This window comes from Telluria sp. B2 (assembly GCF_051789535.1).
Classification (GTDB): Bacteria; Pseudomonadota; Gammaproteobacteria; order Burkholderiales; family Burkholderiaceae_D; genus Telluria.
On record NZ_CP196525.1, the window covers coordinates 1,834,100 to 1,851,347 of the forward strand.

16 protein-coding genes are annotated in these 17,248 nt (G+C 64.7%); all 16 read left to right on the forward strand.

All coding sequences use genetic code 11. The annotated features are described in order from the left end of the window. Positions 1–9 precede the first annotated feature (9 nt). The 16 genes from rlmN to ACSUZJ_RS08275 all read left to right on the forward strand — a co-directional run bounded on the left by rlmN (position 10) and on the right by ACSUZJ_RS08275 (position 17,247). On the forward strand, positions 10–1,179 hold the full coding sequence (rlmN, locus tag ACSUZJ_RS08200; RefSeq protein WP_499415027.1) for a dual-specificity RNA methyltransferase RlmN: 1,170 nt from the start codon (positions 10–12) through the stop codon (positions 1,177–1,179). Positions 1,180–1,199: 20 nt separating this feature from the next. Further along, positions 1,200–1,985 carry a type IV pilus biogenesis/stability protein PilW gene (gene pilW / locus ACSUZJ_RS08205; protein WP_499415029.1) on the forward strand — a complete coding sequence of 262 codons (786 nt, stop codon included), beginning with the start codon at positions 1,200–1,202 and terminating at the stop codon, positions 1,983–1,985. A gap of 7 nt (positions 1,986–1,992) precedes the next feature. Continuing rightward, positions 1,993–2,961 (forward strand): helix-turn-helix domain-containing protein, encoded by a 969-nt coding sequence (locus tag ACSUZJ_RS08210; protein ID WP_499415030.1) that lies wholly within the window; start codon positions 1,993–1,995, stop codon positions 2,959–2,961. Between the two features lie 43 nt (positions 2,962–3,004). Beyond that, positions 3,005–4,279, forward strand: coding sequence for a flavodoxin-dependent (E)-4-hydroxy-3-methylbut-2-enyl-diphosphate synthase (ispG, locus tag ACSUZJ_RS08215; protein ID WP_499415031.1), 1,275 nt, complete (start codon positions 3,005–3,007; stop codon positions 4,277–4,279). A 169-nt stretch (positions 4,280–4,448) separates the two neighbouring features. Beyond that, positions 4,449–5,786 (forward strand): histidine--tRNA ligase, encoded by a 1,338-nt coding sequence (hisS, locus tag ACSUZJ_RS08220; RefSeq protein WP_499415033.1) that lies wholly within the window; start codon positions 4,449–4,451, stop codon positions 5,784–5,786. 40 nt (positions 5,787–5,826) lie between these two features. Further along, positions 5,827–6,483: a YfgM family protein gene (locus ACSUZJ_RS08225; RefSeq protein ID WP_499415034.1), complete on the forward strand. Its 657-nt coding sequence runs from the start codon at positions 5,827–5,829 to the stop codon at positions 6,481–6,483. 97 nt (positions 6,484–6,580) lie between these two features. Further along, on the forward strand, positions 6,581–7,735 hold the full coding sequence (bamB, locus tag ACSUZJ_RS08230) for an outer membrane protein assembly factor BamB (RefSeq protein ID WP_499415036.1): 1,155 nt from the start codon (positions 6,581–6,583) through the stop codon (positions 7,733–7,735). 9 nt (positions 7,736–7,744) lie between these two features. Then, on the forward strand, positions 7,745–9,088 hold the full coding sequence (der, locus tag ACSUZJ_RS08235) for a ribosome biogenesis GTPase Der (RefSeq protein WP_499415038.1): 1,344 nt from the start codon (positions 7,745–7,747) through the stop codon (positions 9,086–9,088). A 189-nt stretch (positions 9,089–9,277) separates the two neighbouring features. Then, on the forward strand, positions 9,278–9,514 hold the full coding sequence (gene hfq, locus ACSUZJ_RS08240; protein ID WP_078030651.1) for an RNA chaperone Hfq: 237 nt from the start codon (positions 9,278–9,280) through the stop codon (positions 9,512–9,514). A 32-nt stretch (positions 9,515–9,546) separates the two neighbouring features. Next, on the forward strand, positions 9,547–10,734 hold the full coding sequence (gene hflX / locus ACSUZJ_RS08245; RefSeq protein WP_499416479.1) for a GTPase HflX: 1,188 nt from the start codon (positions 9,547–9,549) through the stop codon (positions 10,732–10,734). Positions 10,735–10,740: 6 nt separating this feature from the next. Then, complete coding sequence (hflK, locus tag ACSUZJ_RS08250; RefSeq protein ID WP_499415040.1) at positions 10,741–12,033, forward strand: FtsH protease activity modulator HflK; 1,293 nt, start codon at positions 10,741–10,743, stop codon at positions 12,031–12,033. Next, positions 12,033–12,905 (forward strand): protease modulator HflC, encoded by an 873-nt coding sequence (gene hflC / locus ACSUZJ_RS08255; RefSeq protein WP_499415042.1) that lies wholly within the window; start codon positions 12,033–12,035, stop codon positions 12,903–12,905. The genes hflK and hflC overlap by 1 nt, the downstream gene beginning before the upstream one ends. 419 nt (positions 12,906–13,324) lie before the next feature. Beyond that, a complete protein-coding gene (locus tag ACSUZJ_RS08260) occupies positions 13,325–14,479 on the forward strand; it encodes an ATP phosphoribosyltransferase regulatory subunit (protein WP_499415044.1) in 1,155 nt (384 codons plus the stop codon). Between the two features lie 3 nt (positions 14,480–14,482). Then, positions 14,483–15,799, forward strand: a complete 1,317-nt coding sequence (locus tag ACSUZJ_RS08265; protein ID WP_499415046.1) for an adenylosuccinate synthase — start codon at positions 14,483–14,485, stop codon at positions 15,797–15,799. Between the two features lie 110 nt (positions 15,800–15,909). Next, the gene (locus tag ACSUZJ_RS08270) at positions 15,910–16,449 is read left to right on the forward strand and encodes a phosphoribosyltransferase (RefSeq protein WP_499415047.1); all 540 of its coding nucleotides are present in this window, start codon (positions 15,910–15,912) and stop codon (positions 16,447–16,449) included. A gap of 201 nt (positions 16,450–16,650) precedes the next feature. Beyond that, positions 16,651–17,247 carry a MarC family protein gene (locus ACSUZJ_RS08275; protein ID WP_499415048.1) on the forward strand — a complete coding sequence of 199 codons (597 nt, stop codon included), beginning with the start codon at positions 16,651–16,653 and terminating at the stop codon, positions 17,245–17,247. The last annotated feature ends 1 nt before the right edge of the window (position 17,248 follow it).

Here is a 17,248-nt window from a genome sequence, read left to right on the forward strand (position 1 = left end):
ATTTTTGCCATGACGACTCTCACTAACCTGCTGGACTTCGATCCCGCGCAACTCGTCGCGTACTGCGCCGAATTGGGTGAGAAGCCGTTCCGCGCAAAGCAGCTGCAACGCTGGATCCACCAGTTCGGTGTCGCCGATTTCGACGACATGACCGACCTGGCCAAGTCCCTGCGCGAAAAACTGAAAACCCGTGCCACCGTCACGGCCCCCGCCGTCATCAGCGACCATACGTCCAGCGACGGCACCCGCAAGTGGCTGGTCGACGTGGGCAACGGCAACGCCGTCGAAACCGTGTTCATTCCGGAGGAAACGCGCGGCACGCTGTGCATCTCGACCCAGGCCGGCTGCGCCGTCAACTGCCGTTTCTGCTCGACCGGCAAGCAGGGCTTCAACCGCAACCTCACGGTCGCCGAGATCATCGGCCAGCTGTGGATGGCCGAGTTCGAACTGCGCCGTACCAAGGGCATCGAGCCGGGTCCGAAGGGCGAACGCCAGATCACCAACGTGGTCATGATGGGCATGGGCGAGCCGCTGCTGAACTACGAGCCGACCGTCACCGCGCTCAAGCTGATGCTCGACGATAACGCCTACGGCCTGTCGCGCCGCCGCGTGACGCTGTCGACCTCGGGCGTGGTGCCGAACATCGACAAGCTGGCGCAGGATGTGCCGGTGGCGCTGGCCGTGTCGCTGCACGCCTCGAACGACGCGCTGCGCGACATCCTGGTGCCGCTGAACAAGAAGTATCCGTTGCGCGAACTGATGGCCGCGTGCAAGCGCTACCTGGAATTTGCGCCGCGCGACTTCATCACCTTCGAGTACTGCATGCTCGACGGCTTCAACGACAGCGACGAGCATGCGCGCGAGCTGATCGCCCTGGTCAACGACCCGGTGGTCGGCGTGAACTGCAAGTTCAACCTGATTCCGTTCAATCCCTTCCCGGAATCGGGCCTGACCCGTTCGAAGAACCCGCGCATCAAGGCCTTCGCCGAAGTGCTCATGAATGCCGGCATCGTCACCACCGTGCGCAAGACGCGCGGCGACGACATCGACGCCGCCTGCGGCCAGCTGGCCGGCGAGGTCAAGGACCGTACCCGCGTGGCCGAGCGCATGGAAAAGATGGCCGAGTACCAGAAGAAATTCGGCGCCGACTTCGGCCGCATCGTGGAGATTCCTTCTTGAACCGGAACGGTCGGACCAGGGTGACCCGACTTGCGGCCGCGCTCGTGCTGGCCGTGCTGGCCGCCTGCGCCGGTCCCGGCGATTCGCCGGGCGAGCTCAAGACCGTGTCCGACCAGACCGTGGCCGAAAAACGCGCCGCGATCCGCCTGCAACTGGCGGTGGAGTACTACCAGCAGGGCAAGCACGACATCGCCCTCGACGAAATCAAGAAGGCCATTGCGGCCGATCCCGACTATGCCGATGCCTACGGCGTGCGCGCGCTGATCTACACCGCGATGGGGCAACTGCCGCTGGCCGAAGAGAATTACCAGCACGCGCTGCGCCTGGCGCCGCGCAATCCCGAACTGGCGAACAATTATGGGTCCTTCCTGTGCCAGAGCGCCAACCGCCCCGCCGAGGCGCTGCGCCAGTTCGAGGCCGCGCTGAAGAATCCGGCCTACAGGACGCCGGTGAGCGCCCTCGTGAACGCCGGGCTGTGCAGCCTGAAGACCCGCAATATCGACGCGGCCGAGCGCTACCTGCTCGATGCATTGCGTTACAACCCCGACTTGCCGGCCACGACCGCCGGCCTGGCGCGGGTGTACTACGAGCGGCGCGACTACCAGCGCGCCGGTTTTTTCATACACCGCCTGACGGAGGTGTCGAAGCTCGACACCCTGTCCGCCGATGCCTTGTGGCTGGCCATCCGGGTCCAGCGCAAGCTGGGCGATCGCTCGATGGAGGCCAGCCTGTTGGCGCAGCTGCGGCGGCGCTTCCCCGGCTCGCCCGAATTCGCGGCGTACGAGCGCGGGGCATTCGATGAGTGAGACGACAATGACTTCAGAGCGCGCAGACCAGAGCGCCACTCCCGACAACCATCAGCACCACGCCCATCCGGGCGCGGCCTTGGCAAGCCAGCGCGAAGCGATGGGCTGGTCGGTCGAGCAGGTGGCCGACCAGCTCAAGCTGGCGGTGCGCCAGGTGGTGGCGATCGAGGCCGGCGACTACGCCTCGCTGCCCAGCCCGGCCGTGACGCGCGGCTTCGTGCGCGCCTACGCCAAGATCCTGAAGCTCGACGCGGCCCCGCTGGTGGCGATGATCAAGATGGACGAGCCGGCACCCGTGGAAACCGGTCCCGCCGTGCGCCGCGAACGTCCGACCTCGTTCTCGCACTCGCGCTTCCCCACCCACGGCAAGCGCTCGGGCCTGCCGCTGGGCTGGATTGCCGCCGCCGTGGTCGTGGTTGCCGCCGGCGCCGCCGCCTGGAATTTCGGCCTGATCGCACTGCCGGGCGGCGATGCCCCGGCCGCCGGCGAGCCCTTGACCACCGTCCCGGCCGACAACGCCGGCGCGGCGGGCAACGACGCCGCGCATAACCCGAGCGTCCCGCTGATCTCGGTGCCGGCGCCGGCCAGCCCGAATGCTGCCCCGCCGGCTGCCGTTACGCCGGCCGGGCAGGGGCCTGCGGCCGCGCCGGCGACCAACGCACCGGCAACGGCGACCGCGCCAGCAGCGAATGCGCCGGCCGCGGCCGTGACCGCCACCCCGGCGGCGCCCGCCGCGGGCGCCAACACCCTGGTGCTGAACGTGCGCGAAGACTCCTGGATCGAAGTGCGTCCGCAAGGCGGCAAGGCGCTGATCTCGCGCCTGGTCAAGGCCGGCAGCACCGAGACCTTCGATCTGCCGGGCGCTGCGACCCTGGTGGTCGGCAATCCGAAGGGGGTCTCGGCCACGCTGCGCGGCGCAGCCATCGAACTGCCTCAATCGCCGGGCAAGACGATCGCGCGCGTGACGATCAAGTGACGATCCGACAAAGCCCGCACCTGCAAAAAATCGAAAGCCTAGAATGACTTCAACCAACCTGCCAATTCCCTCCGGTCCGATGGCGCGCCGCGCCAGCCGCCGCGTGCTGGTCCAGCACGGCGCGCGCAAGGTCTGGATCGGCGGCGACGCCCCGGTCGTGGTGCAGTCGATGACCAACACCGACACCGCCGACGTGATCGGCACTGCGATCCAGATCAAGGAGCTGGCGCGTGCCGGCTCCGAGATGGTGCGTCTGACCGTTAACAATCCGGAAGCCGCGGCTGCCGTGCCGGCCATCCGCGAGCAGCTCGACCGCATGGAAATCGATGTGCCGCTGGTCGGCGACTTCCATTACAACGGCCACATCCTGCTGCGCGACTTCCCCGAATGCGCCGCCGCCCTGTCGAAGTACCGCATCAATCCCGGCAACGTGGGGCAGGGCGCCAAGCGCGACTCCCAGTTCGCCCAGATGATCGAAGTGGCGATGAAGTACGACAAGCCGGTGCGCATCGGCGTCAACTGGGGCAGCCTGGATCAAAGCCTGCTGGCGCGCATCATGGACGAGAACGCGGCACGCGCGAACCCGTACAGCGCCCAGGCCGTGATGTACGAAGCCCTGATCACCTCGGCGATCGAGAACGCGGTCAAGGCCGAAGAGATCGGCCTGGCGAAGGACAAGATCATCCTGTCGTGCAAGGTGTCGGCGGTGCAGGACCTGATCGCGGTCTACCGCGAACTGGCGCGCCGCTGCGACTACCCGCTGCACCTGGGCCTGACCGAGGCAGGCATGGGCAGCAAGGGCATCGTCGCCTCGACCGCCGCCCTGTCCGTGCTGCTGCAGGAAGGCATCGGCGACACCATTCGCGTGTCCCTGACGCCGGAGCCGGGCGGCGACCGGACGAAAGAGGTCGTGGTATCGCAGGAAATCCTGCAGACCATGGGCCTGCGCAAGTTCACCCCGATGGTGATCGCCTGCCCGGGCTGCGGCCGGACAACCTCGACCGTGTTCCAGGAATTGGCGGACAACATCCAGACCTTCCTGCGCGAGCAGATGCCGGAGTGGAAGAAGTCCTATCCGGGCGTGGAAGCGATGAACGTGGCCGTGATGGGCTGCATCGTCAACGGTCCGGGCGAGTCGAAGCATGCCAACATCGGCATCAGCCTGCCGGGCACCGGCGAATCGCCGGCCGCGCCGGTGTTCGTCGACGGCCAGAAGGTCGCCACGCTGCGCGGCGAGCGCATCGTCGAGGAATTCCAGAACATCGTGCTGGAATACGTGAAGAAGAACTACAGCAAACAGACCGAAGTCGTTAGCTAAAACCGTAGGGTGGACACCTGTGTCCACGCGGTCGTACCGATGCGTACCGTACCGTGTGAACCATATCGAATGATCGAGCGCCGTACCGCGTGGGCTCAGGAGCCCACCCTACAAAAGCCAAACCAGACGCGTAGCGGAATATCGCCGCAGTAGAGCAAAGCAGAAGAACATGTCCAAACCAGAAAAAATCAATGCCATCAAGGGCATGAACGACATCCTCCCGGCCGACGCGCCGCTGTGGGAGCTGTTCGAGAACACCGCCGAGACGATCCTGAAAAGCTACGGCTACCAGAAGATCGTCACCCCGATCGTCGAGGAAACCCGCCTGTTCGCGCGCGCCATCGGCGCCGTGACCGACATCGTCGAGAAGGAAATGTACTCCTTCGAGGATTCGATGAACGGCGACCAGCTGACCCTGCGCCCGGAAGGCACGGCCGGCGTGGTGCGCGCGGTGATCGAGCATAACCTCGTCTACGAAGGCCCGAAGCGCCTGTGGTACAAGGGCCCGATGTTCCGCCACGAGCGTCCGCAGCGCGGCCGCTACCGCCAGTTCTTCCAGTTCGGCGCCGAGGCCGTGGGTTTTGCCGGTCCGGACATCGATGCCGAACTGATCATGCTGTGCCGCCGCCTGTGGGACGACCTCGGCCTGCAGAACGTGCGCCTGGAACTGAACTCGATTGGCAACGCCGAAGAGCGCAACCGCCACCGCGCCGACCTGATCGCCTACTTCGAGCAGCACATGGACGTGCTGGACGCCGAAGCCCAGCGCCGTTTGCACAGCAACCCGCTGCGCATCCTGGACACCAAGAACCCGGCCATGCAAGAGATGGTCAATGGCGCTCCCCAGTTGCTGGCTTACCTCGGCGAAGAATCGCTGGCCCATTTCAACGGCCTGAAGAAACTGCTCGACCGTAACAACGTCCAGTACACCGTCAACCCACGCCTGGTGCGCGGCCTGGATTACTACAACCGCACCGTGTTCGAGTGGGTCACCGACGAGCTGGGCTCGCAGGGCACGATCTGCGCCGGCGGCCGCTACGACCCGCTGATCGAAACCTTCGGCGGCAAGACCACGCCAGGCGTCGGTTTTGCCATGGGCATCGAGCGCATCGTCGAGCTGATGAAGGGTCTCGGCGAGCCGGCCCAGCCGAGCCAGTGCGACGTCTACATGGTGCACCAGGGTGAGGAAGCCCAGGTGCAGGCCTTCATCCTGGCCGAACGATTCCGCGATGCCGGCCTGGATGTTGTGCTACATTGCGCAACGCCAACTGGCGCCGGCAGCTTCAAGAGCCAGATGAAGAAGGCCGACGCCAGCGGCGCCGCCTTCGCGGTCATCCTCGGCGAAGACGAGGTTGCCAACAACGTCGCCGCAGTGAAGTCGCTGCGTGGCGAGTCAGGCGAGCAGCAGCAGGCGAGCGTGCCCTTCGACGCGGTGGTCGACCATGTGGTCGACGCCATCATCGGCGGCCATGACCATGACCACGAGCACGTGCACTACCACCCGTAATCAATAACAAGACTACGATTCATCGATAAAGAGACGAACCATGGCATACGACCTCGAAGAACAAGAACAGATAGCTTCCTTCAAGGCTTTCTGGTCCAAGTACGGCAACCTGATCACCTGGGTGCTGATCATTGCGCTCGGCTCTTTCGCCGCCTACAACTTCTGGAACCAGCACGTGCGCAAACAGTCGGTGGAAGCCTCGGCCCTGTACGACGAATTGACCGATGCGGTCACCGCGAACGACAACGCCAAGACCCAGCGCATCGCTTCCGACATCCAGGACAAGTTCAAGCGCACCGCCTACGCGCAGATGAGCGCCCTGGGCGCGGCCAAGACCGCCTTCGAGGCGAAGGACCTGAAGACTGCCAAGACCCAGCTGCAGTGGGTAATCGACAACGGCGACGACGAATACCAGTCGGTCGCAAAGCTGCGCCTGGCCGGCGTGCTGCTCGACGAAAAGAACTACGACGGCGCCATGAAGCTGCTGGAAGGTAAGTTCCTGCCGCAGTTCGCCGCCGAAGTGCAGGACCGCAAGGGCGACGTGCTGGTCGCGCAGAACAAGATCGCCGACGCGCGCAACGCCTATGTGGCCGCGCTGGCCGCCATGGGCCCGAAGCATCCGGGCAGCCAGCTGGTGCGCATCAAGCTCGAAGCGATCGGCGGTACCGCGCCGGCCGAGACCAGGGCTGCCGCGTAAACAGGCTGGAATGGCAGCCCGCGCCGCGCCGGAAAGGCGGGCGCGGGCTTTGCGTCCTTTACAGACTTACTTCAGACTAAGAACAAGGCTAAAGAAAATGCGTATTACCCGTAAGCTGGTTGGTGTCGGTGTCCTGGCCCTGATGACGGGCTGCTCGACCTTGAGTTCGCTCAACCCGTTCTCCTCGAAGGACAAGACCAACGAGCCGGCCAAGCTGGAAGAGCTGAAGGCGACGATGGCCGTGCGTACCGCGTGGAAGCTCGACATCGGCAAGGCCCGGGGCTACCAGTTCTCGCCTGCGCTGGCCGGCAACACCCTGATCGTGGCCAGCGCCGACGGCGATATCGCCCGCGTCGAGGCCGCTGACGGGCGCGCCATGTGGCGCATCAAGGCCGATACGAACCTGACCGCCGGCGTCGGCACCGACGGCAACGTGATCGCCGTCGGCGGCGCCAAGGGCGTGCTGATGGCTTTCGACATGGACGGCAAGGCGCTGTGGAAGAGCCAGCTGTCGAGCGAAATCCTGTCGGCGCCGGCCGTGGGCCAGGGCGTCGTCGTGGCGCGTTCGATCGACAACCGCATCGTCGGCTTCGACGCCAAGACCGGCGAGAAGAAGTGGACCGTGCAGCGTCCGTCGCCGCCGCTGACCCTGCGCAACGCGCCGGGCATGGTGGTCTACGACAAGGACGTGATCATCGCCCAGCCGGCCGGCAAACTGACCTCCTTCCTGCTCGCCACCGGCGCGCCGCGCTGGGAAGTCGAAGTGGGCGTGGCGCGCGGCGCCACCGAACTGGAGCGCGTGACCGACATCGGTGGTGCGCCGGCAATTTTCGAATCCGACGTCTGCGCCGTGTCCTACCAGGGGCGCGTCGCCTGCTACGAGCTGGCCTCGGGCTCGCCGCGCTGGAACCGCGACCTGTCCTCGGAAGTGGGCGTCGCCGTCGACCAGCGCTTCGTTTTCGCCGCCGACGACAAGGGCGCGGTACACGCCTTTGCCCGCGACAGCGGCACGAGCGTCTGGAAGAACGACAAGCTGGCCTTCCGCGGCCTCTCCACCCCGCTGTCCTACGGCCGTGCGGTCGCGGTCGGCGACTACCAGGGTTATATCCACTTCCTGTCGCGCGAGGAGGGCGTCTTCCTGGCGCGCGCCGCGCTTGATGGCAGCGCGATCAGCGGCAATCCGCTGGTGGCTGGATCGAACCTGATTTTTCAAACACAAAATGGAACTGTGGCCGCTATCGCGGTCGAATAAAATAACTACATGAAGCCGGTAATTGCACTCGTTGGTCGCCCGAACGTCGGAAAGTCGACCCTATTCAACCGCCTGACCCGTTCGCGCGACGCGCTGGTGGCCGACCTCCCTGGCCTGACGCGCGACCGCCACTACGGCGAAGGGCGCATCGGCGAGCGTCCGTTCCTGGTCATCGACACTGGCGGCTTCGAGCCGGTCGCGAAGGACGGGATCATGCACGAGATGGCGCTGCAGACCAAGCAGGCGGTGGCGGAAGCCGACATCGTCGTCTTCATCGTCGACGGCCGCCAGGGCCTGACCCCGCACGACAAGACCATTACCGACTTCCTGCGCAAGTCCGGCCGCAGGGTCATGCTGGTCATTAACAAGTCCGAGGGCATGAAGTACACCTCGGTCACCGCCGAGTTCTACGAGCTGGGCATGGGCGACCCCTATGTCATCTCGGCCGCCCACGGCGACGGCGTGCACGACCTGGTCAACGAGGCGCTCGACCTGGCCTTTGCCCAGCGTCCGGAAGACGAGGAAGAGCTCGAGCCTGCCGACCGCGGCGTGAAGATCGCCCTGGTCGGCCGCCCGAACGTCGGCAAGTCGACCCTGATCAACACCCTGGTCGGCGAGCAGCGCGTGATCGCCTTCGACATGCCGGGCACCACCCGCGACTCGATCGAGGTTCCGTTCGAGCGCGACGGCAAGCACTACACCCTGATCGACACGGCCGGTATCCGCCGCCGCGGCAAGGTCTTCGAGGCGATCGAGAAGTTCTCGGTCGTCAAGACCCTGCAGTCGGTGTCGGAAGCGAACGTGGTCGTGCTGATGCTCGACGCCCAGCAGGACATCTCCGAGCAGGACGCCCACATCGCCGGCTTCATCCTGGAGTCGGGCAGGGCGCTGGTGGTGGCCGTCAACAAGTGGGACGGCTTGACCAGCGACCAGCGCGACCAGGTCAAGATGGACATCGACCGCAAGCTCGACTTCCTCGGCTTCGCCGAACTGAAGTTCATCTCGGCGCTGAAGGGCACCGGCATCAAGCAGCTGATGACCGCGGTCGACACGGCCTATGCGGCGGCCACGGCCAACCTGTCGACGCCGCGCCTGACGCGCGCGCTGCAGGAAGCGATCGAGAAGCAGGAACCGAAGCGCAAGGGCAGCACCCGTCCGAAGATGCGCTACGCCCACCAGGGCGGCCAGAACCCGCCCGTCATCGTCATCCACGGCAATGCCCTGGAAGGCGTCACCGAGCCCTACAAGCGCTACCTGGAAAAGCATTTCCGCGACACCTTCAACCTGATCGGTACGCCGCTGCGTATCGAACTGCGCAGCGGCAAAAACCCGTTCGCCAAAGAGCAGAAATAAAGAAGGCAAGAATAAGCTGCGGATGGGCCCGTTTTAATAATTCCTTAAGTCTAGCAGTACGACAAAAAGTGGCAAAACAGGTTACAGTAACCGCAGGCCATCATTCGCAAAGCTGAATCTTGCCCCGTGCACTTGAAAAGGAGGCGTTTGCCTCCAATTTTTAAACTACAACAACATTACGGAGCTGTTATGAGCAATAAAGGGCAACTGTTACAAGACCCATTCCTCAATGCCTTGCGCAAAGAGCATGTACCCGTCTCGATCTACCTGGTCAACGGGATCAAACTGCAGGGCCACATTGAGTCCTTCGATCAATACGTCGTCCTGCTCCGCAACACTGTGACCCAAATGGTGTACAAGCATGCCATTTCCACCGTCGTGCCGGCCCGTGCCGTCAACCTCAACCTCGACAACGAAGCTGAGTAAGGCCGATGGCTGACGCCCCCGGCACTCCCACCCTGCGCGCCGCGCTGGTCGGCATCGATTTTGGCGCTGTCGATTTCAGCGCCAGCCTCGAAGAGCTGGCCTTGCTGGCGCGCTCCGCCGGCGCGGAGCCGATCACCACGATCACCGCCAAGCGCGCCAGCCCCGACCCTGCGTATTTCGTCGGCAGCGGCAAGGCCGACGAAATCGCCCAGGCAGCCACTGTCGACCACGTCGACATCGTCATCTTCAATCACGCGCTGTCGCCCGCACAGCAGCGTAACCTCGAGCGCCGCCTGAACCGCCGCGTCATCGACCGCACCAGCCTGATCCTCGACATCTTCGCCCAGCGCGCCAAGAGCCACGAGGGTAAGTTGCAGGTGGAACTGGCCCAGTTGCAGCACCTGGCCACGCGCCTGATCCGCGGCTGGACCCACCTCGAACGCCAGAAGGGCGGTATCGGCCTGCGCGGGCCCGGTGAAACCCAGCTCGAGACCGACCGCCGCCTGATCGGCGAGCGCGTCAAGATGCTGCGCACCCGCCTGACCAAGCTGCGCAAGCAGCACGAGACCCAGCGCCGTTCGCGCAACCGCAACGCCACCTTCTCGGTGTCGCTGGTCGGCTATACCAATGCCGGCAAGTCGACCCTGTTCAATACGCTGACCAAGGCCGGCGTGTATGTTGCGAACCAGCTGTTCGCCACCCTGGACACGACCAGCCGCCGTCTGTATCTCAACGACGAGGTCGGCAGTGTCGTCATCTCCGACACCGTCGGTTTTGTCCGGGAGTTGCCGCACCAGCTGGTCGCCGCTTTCCGCGCCACCCTGGAAGAAACGATCCACGCCGACCTGCTGCTGCACGTGGTCGACGGTTCGTCCGACGTGCGTATGGAGCAGATCGAGCAGGTCAACGAAGTCTTGCGCGAAATCGGCGCGGACCACATTCCGCAGATCCTTGTGTGGAACAAGATTGATGCGGCCGACCTCCAGCCGGGGGTCGAACGTGATGAATATGATAAAATCAGCCGCGTTTTTATCAGCGCCCGGAGCGGCGCCGGCCTCGATTTGCTGCGCAACGCGATCGTCGAGGCGGCAACGCTGGCAGCAACTTCTGCGCCAGGCTTGAGCCCTAAAAACGAAGAGCAGGACGATGCCGCACCGGATTTCTCCCAAGATAAGTCCGGCGAAAGTATTCCAACCTCCACCCATGTCGGGCCCCACTGAAAGCCTATGCTCGTTTCCTTACTTAAACGGTTCGGCCTCAAATTGTCGCTGAACGATCCGCGCTGGGGACACAAACCCCAGGGTGACCACAAGGCCCAGGAGGGCCGCCGTCCGGGTGAAGGTCCACCCGACCTCGATCAAATGTGGCGCGACTTCAATGCGCGCCTGAACCGCCTGTTCGGCAGCCGCGGCAACAACGGCGGCGACGCCGGCGGCCCCTACCGTGGAGAAGGGCGCGGCGCCGGCATCACCGCCACGGTGATCGGCTTCATCGTTGCCCTGATCTGGCTCGCCAGCGGCGCCTTTATCGTCCAGGAAGGCCAGGTCGGGGTGGTCACCACCTTCGGCCGCCTGTCGCACACCACCGGCGCCGGTTTCAACTGGCGCTGGCCGGCCCCGATCCAGTCGCACGAAACGGTCAACGTCTCGCAGGTGCGCACCGCCGAGATCGGCTACCGCGACAACGTGCGCAACAAGCAGGCGAACGAATCGCTGATGCTGACCGACGACGAGAACATCATCGACATCCAGTTCGCGGTCCAGTACACGCTGAAGGACCCGGTCGCCTGGGTCTTCAACAACCGCGAGCAGGACACCACCGTGCACCAGGTCGCCGAAACCGCGATCCGCGAAGTGGTCGGCAAGAGCAAGATGGACTTCGTCCTGTACGAAGGCCGCGAGAAGGTTGCCGTCGACGTGCACAACATGATGCAGCAGATCGTCGACCGCTATGCGCTGGGCGTATTGATCACCAACGTGACCATGCAGAACGTGCAGCCGCCGGAGCAGGTGCAGAACGCCTTCGACGACGCCGTCAAGGCTGGCCAGGACCGCGCCCGCGCCCGCAACGAAGGCGAGGCGTACGCCAACCAGGTGATCCCGCAGGCCAGAGGCGCCGCCTTCCGCCTGCTCCAGGACGCCGAAGCCTACCGCTCGATGGTGGTGGAGAACGCCACCGGTAACGCGGCGCGCTTCAACCAGGTGGTCGTGGAATACGCCAAGGCGCCGGCCGTGACGCGCGACCGCATGTATATCGACACCATGCAGCAGATCTTCAGCAGCACCAGCAAGGTGATGGTCGATGCCAAGTCGGGCAGCAACCTGCTCTACCTGCCGCTCGACAAACTGGTCGCCCAGGTCGCCGCCAACGACGCCGCCGTCGGCAGCGCGCGTTCGGGGCCGGTGGCGGTGCCGCAGCAGGACGCGGCCTCGTCGGCGGAAGTAACCAAAGCCCTGGATGCGGTGCGTCAGCGCGACAGCCGCAGCCGCGATACCTCACGTGACCGGGAGACCCGCTGATGAACCGCCTCGTAACCATTTTCGTGGCGGGCTTTATTGCCCTGATGCTGCTGTCCTCGACCGTCTTCGTGGTCGACCAGCGCCGCTTCGCGATCGTCTTCGCCCTCGGCGAAGTGCGCGAGGTGATCGCCGAACCAGGCCTGCACTTCAAGCTGCCGCCGCCGTTCCAGAACGTCATCTATCTCGACAAGCGCATCCTGACCCTGGATACGCCGGACGCCGACCGCTTCATCACGGCCGAGAAGAAGAACATCCTGGTCGACGCCTTCGTGAAGTGGCGCATTGTCGAGCCGCGCCTGTACTACGTCAGCTTCAGCGGCGACGAGCGCGCCGCGCGCAACCGCATGTCGCAGATCGTCAAGGCGGCCCTGAACGACGAGATCACCAAGCGCACCGTGCGCGAAGTCATCTCGGGCGAGCGCGGCCGCGTGATGGAAGCGGTGCGCGACAAGGTCGTGGCCGAGGCCAAGCAGATCGGTGTCGGCATTGTCGACGTGCGCCTCAAGCGCGTCGACTACATCGACCAGATCAACGACTCGGTCTATGACCGCATGCGCGCCGAGCGGGTGCGCGTGGCCAACGAACTGCGTTCGACCGGCGCCGCCGAATCCGAAAAGATCCGCGCCGACGCCGACCGCCAGCGCACCGTGATCCTGGCCGAAGCCTTCCGCGAGGCCGAGAAGATCAAGGGCGAGGGCGACGCCAAGGCCTCCGCGATCTACGCCGATGCCTTCGGCAAGAACCCGGAGTTCTACAAGTTCTACCGTTCGCTCGAAGCCTACCGCGCCAGCTTCAAGTCGCAGGGCGACGTGATGGTGATCGATCCGAATTCGGAGTTCTTCAAGTATTTCCGGAGTCCGGGCAGCAAGTAAAAACAAGCCGCGCCTAGCGCGGCTTTTTTTACTTGCGTAGGGTGGGCGCCCCTGTGCCCACGCGTGACGCATGCGTCCCGTTGGCCTTGTCGACGTCTCGTCTACATGACGTTTATGGTGCCCACGCGTGACGCATGCATTACGTTGGCCTGTCGAGCGCTGCGTCTGCTCATCGTTCACGCGTGGGCACGGGGCGCCCACCCTACGTAAAAACGATGGCGTAGGCCCTCCCGATTCGCCCCATGAATGGCCTATACAACCCGTTTCCAGTCGTCATTTGGCAACCAGCCAAGCCGATCTGACATCATCGACTGCCTGTCCCGCCGCATTTTCGGGTAAAATTGCCGATTCGGCGCCGACTTCGCATCGCGCGAGCACGCCATCTTGCCTCACCTTTAACAATTCATACGCTGTCGCCCATGCCGAACTGGCTTTTGCCCGAGAATATCGCCGACGTCTTGCCGTCCGAAGCGCGCAAGATCGAGGATCTGCGCCGCCTGATGCTCGACACCTTCCGCCTGTACGGCTACGAGCTGGTGATGCCGCCGATGCTCGAGTACGTCGAGTCGCTTCTCGCCGGCGCCGGGCAGGACACCGACCTGCGCACCTTCAAGCTGATCGACCAGCTCTCCGGCCGCCTGCTCGGCCTGCGCGCCGACATGACGACTCAGGTCGCGCGCATCGACGCTCACCTGCTCAACCGCGCCTCCGTCACCCGCCTGTGCTATGCCGGCAGCGTGCTGCACACCCGTCCATCGGGCCTGCACGCCACCCGCGAGCCGATCCAGATCGGCGCCGAGATCTACGGCCACGCCGGCCTGGAAGCCGACGCCGAGATCCAGGAACTGGCGCTGGCCTCGGTCGCGCTGGCCGGCTTCAGCGAAGTGCGCCTGGACATGGCCCACGTCGGCGTGCTGCGCGCGCTGCTGGCCGAGGACGCTGCCGCGCGCCGCGACGAAACCCGGATCACCGCGCTGCTGCGCGCCAAGGACATCCCGGGCCTGGAAGAGATCACCCGCGACTACGCGCAGGCGACGCGCGACGCCTTGCTCGCGCTGCCGAACCTGTACGGCGACGTCGAGGTGCTGGCCAAGGCCAAAGAGGTCCTGCCGGCGCTGCCGGGCATCACCCGTGCGCTGGCCGAACTGGCCGCGCTGGCGGCATCGGCCCTGGGCCGTGCGCAAGTGGCGATCGACCTGGCCGACCTGCGCGGCTACCAGTATGAAAGCGGCGCCATGTTCGCGCTCTACGTGCCGGGCCTGCCGAACGCGGTGGCGCGGGGCGGCCGCTACGACCACGTGGGCGAAGCCTTCGGGCGCGCGCGTCCGGCCACCGGCTTCTCGCTCGACCTGCGCGAGCTGGCGCGCCTGCTGCCGACGGCGGAGCGCAAGCATTCGATCCGCGCCCCCTGGGGCAATGCGCCCGAGCTGCGCGAAAAAATCGCTGACCTGCGCAAGGCAGGCGAAGTCGTGATCCAGTCCATGCCGGGTCACGAAAATGTTCAGGACGAGTTCGAGTGCGACCGCGTGCTCGTCCTCGAAGATGGAAATTGGATTCTCAAAAACTTAGGTTAAGTGATGTCAAATACTAACGTGGCAAAGAACGTCGTTGTCATCGGCACCCAGTGGGGCGATGAGGGCAAGGGTAAGATCGTCGACTGGCTGACCGACCATGCGGCCGGCGTCGTTCGTTTCCAGGGCGGCCATAACGCCGGCCATACGCTGGTCATCAAGGGCCAGAAAACCGCGCTGCAGCTGATCCCCTCGGGCATCATGCGCGAAGGCGTGGCCTGCTACATCGGCAACGGCGTCGTCGTCTCGGTTCCGGACGTGATGCGCGAGATCGACAAGCTGCAGGCAGCCGGCGTCGAAGTCGCTTCGCGCCTGAAGATCTCGGAAGCCTGCCCGGTCATCCTGCCCTACCACGTCGCCATCGACAAGGCGCGCGAAGCCAAGCGCGGCGAGAACAAGATCGGCACCACCGGCAAGGGCATCGGCCCGGCCTACGAGGACAAGGTCGCCCGCCGCGCCATCCGCATCGCCGACCTGTTGAATGCAGATCGATTTGCCGAGAAGCTCAAGGAAAACCTCGAGTACCACAACTTCGTGCTGGTGAACTACCTGGGCGGCGAAGCGATCGACTTCCAGCAGACCTTCGATGACGCCATGGCGCTCGTCCCGCGTCTGCGTCCGATGGTCGGCGACGTGTCGTCGGCCCTGTACGCCGCCCACAAAGCCGGCGGCAACCTGCTGTTCGAAGGCGCGCAAGGTTCGCTGCTCGACGTCGACCACGGCACCTATCCCTTCGTCACCTCGTCGAACTGCGTGGCAGGTAACGCCGCCGCCGGCGCCGGCGTCGGTCCGGGCATGCTGCACTACATCATGGGCATCACCAAGGCCTACACGACGCGCGTCGGTTCGGGTCCGTTCCCGGCCGAGCTGCCGACCGACCAGGGCGTCGGCGAGCACCTCTCGCGCGTGGGCCACGAGTTCGGCACCGTCACCGGCCGCGCCCGCCGCTGCGGCTGGTTCGATGCCGCACTGCTGCGCCGCTCGGTCCAGATCAACGGCGTGTCGGGCATGTGCCTGACCAAGCTCGACGTGCTCGACGGCCTGGAAAGCCTGAAGCTGTGCACCGGCTACAAGATCGACGGCCGCGATGTCGACATCTTCCCGGTCGGCGCCGAGGAAGCCGCGCTGTGCCAGCCGGTGTACGAGGAAATGCCGGGCTGGAGCGAGTCGACCGTCGGCGCCAAGACGATGGAAGAGCTGCCGGCCAACGCCCGCGCCTACATCAAGCGCATCGAAGAACTGGTCGGCATCCCGATCGACATGGTGTCGACCGGCCCGGACCGCGAAGAAACCATCGTGCTGCGTCATCCGTTCGCAGCGTAAACAAATAATAGGGACCTCGAAGAACCATCGCGCGCATCGCAGGGCTAGGCGCCCCGCCACAATGCACGCGCAGCAGGTTTTTCGAGCTTCCAATAATAGGAATGACTGAAATGAATACCCCCGCATCGACCGACAAGGACCTCTGGGTTTCGTGGGACGAGTACAACCGCCTGGTCGAGCGCCTGGCCCTGAAAGTCTACGAATCGAACTGGAAGTTCGACATGGTGCTGTGCCTGGCGCGCGGCGGCGTGCGTCCGGGCGACGTGATCTCGCGCATCTTCGACGTGCCGCTGGCGATCCTGTCGACCAGCTCCTACCGTGAAGAAGCCGGCACCAAGCAGGGCAACCTCGACATCGCCAAGTACATGACGATGACCAAGGGCCCGCTGCAGGGCAAGATCCTGCTGGTCGACGACCTGGCCGACTCCGGCGTGACCCTGCAGAAGGTGCGCGAGCACCTGCAGACGAACTACCCGGACGTCACCGAAGTGCGCTCGGCCGTCCTCTGGGTCAAGGGTACCTCGGCCTTCAAGCCGGACTACCACATGGAAGACCTGCCGCACAATCCGTGGATCCACCAGCCGTTCGAGGACTACGACGGCCTGCGTCCGCACCAGCTGTCGGCGTGGCTGAAGAAGTTCGAGAAGTAATCGCAAGGCGGCCGACGGCCGCTGCGTGATGTACAAAAAAGACCAGGACGTCCGGGGCGTCCTGGTCTTTTTGCTTTTCTTATCTCCTGCAGCCTGTATTTCCCGCACGTCATTGAAACAACAGCCTCCGTGCAAATCGGTTAAGATTGCCGCGCGTGCGGCGCACGCCTCGATCGCGGGACCGAAACAACAAGAACAACCATGACCCAGAGCTTTTTTCAGACTTTCATCCTCCTGATCCTCGTCACTGACCCATTCGGCAACGTTCCCTTGTTCGTCGCAGCCCTCCGTGAAACGCCCGTCCATCGCCGTCCGCGCATCGTCGTGCGCGAGTGCGCGATCGCCTTCCTGCTGCTGCTGGTCTTCATGTTCTTCGGGCAGCACTTCCTGTCGGCCCTGCACCTGAGCCCGATTGCGCTGCGCATCGGCGGCGCAGTCATTCTGCTGATCATTGCGATCCGCATGATCTTCCCGCATCCCGACGGCGTGCTCGGGCGCAGCGAAGGCGGGGAGCCCTTCATCGTGCCGCTGGCTATTCCCGCGCTGGCCGGTCCCTCGGCGCTGGCGACCGTGCTGCTGTTTACCGCGGACAGCGTGTCCGAGACCATGATCCACGTCGCCGCGCTGGCGGCCGTCGGCGTGGTCTGGCTGGCGGTGTTCCTGAGCGCCGAGCGCCTGCAGCAGAAACTCGGTCCGCAGGTGATGACCGCTTTCGAGCGCCTGATGGGCCTGATCCTGACGGCGATGTCGGTCGAGATGCTGCTCGGCGGCATCCGCGAATTTGTCCAGACGCTCTGAC